This is a genomic window from Okeania sp. SIO3B5 (assembly GCF_010692555.1).
GTDB lineage: Bacteria > Cyanobacteriota > Cyanobacteriia > Cyanobacteriales > Microcoleaceae > Okeania.
Window position 1 is genome coordinate 1 of record NZ_JAAHHG010000773.1, and the last position, 3,235, is coordinate 3,235.

The 3,235-nt window shown below is 34.0% G+C and carries 5 protein-coding genes; 2 read left to right on the plus strand and 3 right to left on the minus strand.

Annotation, left to right across the window (positions count from 1 at the left end):
• Positions 1 to 67: 67 nt before the first annotated feature.
• The 3 genes from F6K54_RS42225 to F6K54_RS42235 all read right to left on the minus strand — a co-directional run bounded on the left by F6K54_RS42225 (position 68) and on the right by F6K54_RS42235 (position 1,341).
• A complete protein-coding gene (locus F6K54_RS42225) occupies positions 68 to 742 on the minus strand; it encodes a transposase (RefSeq protein WP_366558402.1) in 675 nt (224 codons plus the stop codon).
• On the minus strand, positions 717 to 1,040 hold the full coding sequence (locus F6K54_RS42230; protein WP_293090461.1) for a helix-turn-helix domain-containing protein: 324 nt from the start codon (positions 1,038 to 1,040) through the stop codon (positions 717 to 719). Before F6K54_RS42230 ends, F6K54_RS42225 begins: the two co-directional genes overlap by 26 nt.
• A gap of 118 nt (positions 1,041 to 1,158) precedes the next feature.
• Positions 1,159 to 1,341: a patatin-like phospholipase family protein gene (locus F6K54_RS42235; protein WP_366558401.1), complete on the minus strand. Its 183-nt coding sequence runs from the start codon at positions 1,339 to 1,341 to the stop codon at positions 1,159 to 1,161.
• A 160-nt stretch (positions 1,342 to 1,501) separates the two neighbouring features.
• On the opposite strand from F6K54_RS42235, the gene F6K54_RS42240 reads away from it, so the two are divergent.
• Together F6K54_RS42240 and psbQ are read left to right on the plus strand one after the other, a co-directional pair.
• Entirely contained in the window at positions 1,502 to 2,287 is a 786-nt protein-coding gene (locus F6K54_RS42240) for an SDR family oxidoreductase (RefSeq protein ID WP_293090462.1), read from the plus strand.
• A gap of 235 nt (positions 2,288 to 2,522) precedes the next feature.
• A complete protein-coding gene (psbQ, locus tag F6K54_RS42245) occupies positions 2,523 to 2,969 on the plus strand; it encodes a photosystem II protein PsbQ (protein WP_293090463.1) in 447 nt (148 codons plus the stop codon).
• Positions 2,970 to 3,235: the final 266 nt, after the last annotated feature.

Consider the following 3,235-nt stretch of genomic DNA (forward strand, 5'->3'; position numbering starts at 1 on the left):
ATTATACTACTGTGAAGCCAACGGATTTGATATCATTCATTATTCATTATTCATTATTCATTATTCATTATTTACCTACATCATAAATTGATTTTGATAGTTTAGTATTTTTTGCTAAACCTCTAATATTTAAGTTTTCCACTGCAATCATGTCATATTCTTTAACTAATTTATGAGCAGTCTTATAGTGAAAATCTTCTCTTTGTCTAGCTATATGTTGATGTAGTCTAGCTATTCTATTTTGTGCCGCCCTCCAGTTGTTAGACCCAATTTCTTTTCTAGATACCTTTCTTTGCTTTCTTGCTAAATTAGATTGAGATTTTCTATAAAAATTAGGAACAGAAACAGTTTCACCAGTATTAGTAGTTAAAAATTCTTTTAACCCTACATCAATACCTACAGCAGTTTTGATATTATTTGTAGGAATTAGATTAGGAACTGATTTATCTTCTAAACTAAAACTTATATAATAACCATCAGCTTTTTTGGTTATAGTTGCAGTTTTAATCGTAAACCCATCTGGAATTGGTCTATGAACTATGACTCTTATAACACCAAACCTCGTAGTAATTATTTGTTTTCCATCAAATTTAATTACTGCTTTGGGATGATTGACTCTACTGAAACAAAATGACCTTAACTTTCCTGATTTTTTAAATCTTGGTCGTCCTCCACGTTTACCCTTTTTGTCAGGTATTAACCTTTCATGTCGGCTCTTAGCCGAAACGTTTCCAAGCTTTATCTAGTATTTGTAAGTTAATTTGTTGGACTTCTGAATATATTTCTTTATAGTCAGGAAATAACTGTTTTGTCTGTTTAAGTGCTGATTGCTGAAAATAATAATCTGGTAACTCTTCAATCTCACCAATAGGACATGAAATTAATGAGCAACGGTCAACTTGACATTTAGTTCTATTCAACCAGTCTAAACGTTGACCAAGAGCATAATTCCAATGTCTTCGTAATAGTTCTAGCCAATAATCTATTTTGACTGACTGTTCACAAGTGGGCTTAATTTTGTAGCAATGAGTAATTATCATAATTTTATACTACTCTTTACTGCTATATTTGAACAGCAATGGACACCTGTTTAATTTACTACCAGGCAATTCCCCTCCCGTTAAATCGCAGATTATAACGGGAGACCCCTTGCCGAACCTAGTTGGGGCTTTTTCCTAGTGCAATTCCTACAGCTAATATAGATCCTGTTGAAGTACCAGCTATTAGATCAAAGTGGTCTTTTAAACGGCCACCTAATTGTTCTTCAATTTTCTCGAGAATACGGGCTGGCATAACACCTCTAATACCGCCACCATCCAAGCATAGAATACGAAAAGTCATAATATTATCTCCAGTATTTATTTTATTAATCTACCAAAACTACTGGAATTTTCACTATTTAGTAAATATTTAATAAAATTTATATTCCTTTATACTATCATTAATTATGTAATGTAATTTCATAACTTTACTTTACATAACTAATCTCAGATCGAATAAAATGAAAACTGCATTAATTACAGGTGCTTCTTCTGGAATTGGTGAAATTTTTGCCAAAGAATTAGCAAGTAGAAAAAACAATTTAGTATTGGTAGCTCGTTCAGAAGATAAACTACAAAAATTAGCAAATGAATTACAAAGTCAATATCAAATTCAGGCTGATGTAATAGTCCAAGATTTAACAGCACCAGCAGCAACAAATTCTATATTTGAGACAGTTTTTCAGAAAGGATTAACCATAGATTTATTAGTAAATAATGCTGGTTTCGGTGACTATGGAAATTTTACCGAGAGACCTCTAGAAAAGCAAGTTAATATGATTCAGTTAAATATTACTGCTTTAGTAGAATTAACACATTTATTTTTACCTCGAATGCAGCAAAATAAGTCCGGGGCAATTATTAATGTTTCCTCAATTGGTGGTTTTCAACCTTTACCTTATATGTCAGTTTATGCTGCAACAAAGGCATTTGTTTTGAGTTTTAGTGAGGCATTGTGGGCAGAAAATCAAGATTCAGGGGTAAAGATATTAGCACTTTGTCCTGGACCAACAGAATCAGAATTTTTCCAAAGAGCAGAATTTCCTCAATCTGTAGGTGGATCTTCCATGTCAAAATTGACCCCTACAGAAGAAGTAGTCAAAGATGCTCTTCAAGCCTTAGAAAAAAATCAGTCTAATGCTGTGACAGGAGGCTTTTTAAATCAGGTAATTGTTAATCTTTCTCGTTTTTTACCACGAGAGACTTTAGTTAGTGTAGTAGAAAAGCAGTTTAGAAGTATTAAGTAAAACAAATGAACGAAGGCAGAATAATTAATAATTAATAATTAATAATTAAATAATTCGGGTTTAAAGCCGAATATTCAATTCCGTAACGGTTTTAACCAGAGGTAATTATCAATTATCCATTATCAATTAATGAACTCTGTCTTTCCTGATAAGTACATATACTCCCCTTGTCAAAATGGTCGTTTCCATTTTTAATCTTAAGATGAAATATTAAATTTAGTCGATCAAGAAAGAGATGATGTTAAATAAACGCTCAATAGTAGCATGGATGATGGCGCTGTTAGTAGCGTTTTTGGCAAGCTGTGGCTCCCCTGCTCCACCGCCAACCTACTCAGATGCTCAATTACAAAAAATTGAACAGTATACGACCACAATAGTGGCTTTGCGCGATCGCATGGATGAACTAAACACCCTAATTCAAAAAGGTGATTGGATAAATGTAGATACATTTATTCATGGGCCTTTAGGAGACTTGCGGAGCAAGACTAACTATTTGACCCAAAGTTTGTTATTGCCAAAAGATAAAGAACCTGTGTCGGATGCAGCAAAGGAAGTATTTCAGGACTTAGAAGAAATTGATGTTGCAGCAGCAGCAGGTGACAAACTGCAAGCGACTAATGAGTATAAAAAAGCAATAGCAGATTTTGACACTTTCTTCGGTTTGATACCTAAAAGTAATTAACTTGAGGATGGAAAAAGGTGGTAGGTTTTAGGTGGTAGGTTTAACTTCTCCGGCGGGAAGTCCCGCACTCTCCCGTAGGGGAGCGTCGTATGGGAAAGCCGGGCTAGGGTTTGCGGTTTTCCTATAGTTCTGTTTGCTTGCTACTAAGCAGGTAAAAAATCAATTAGTTAAACTTGCTTTTGAAGTTCAATGGAGTCCTCAAACTTTAGAAGAAACTGAACAATGTCAACAAAAATATATCAGAGATGGGATTCGCTGTTTTTGGT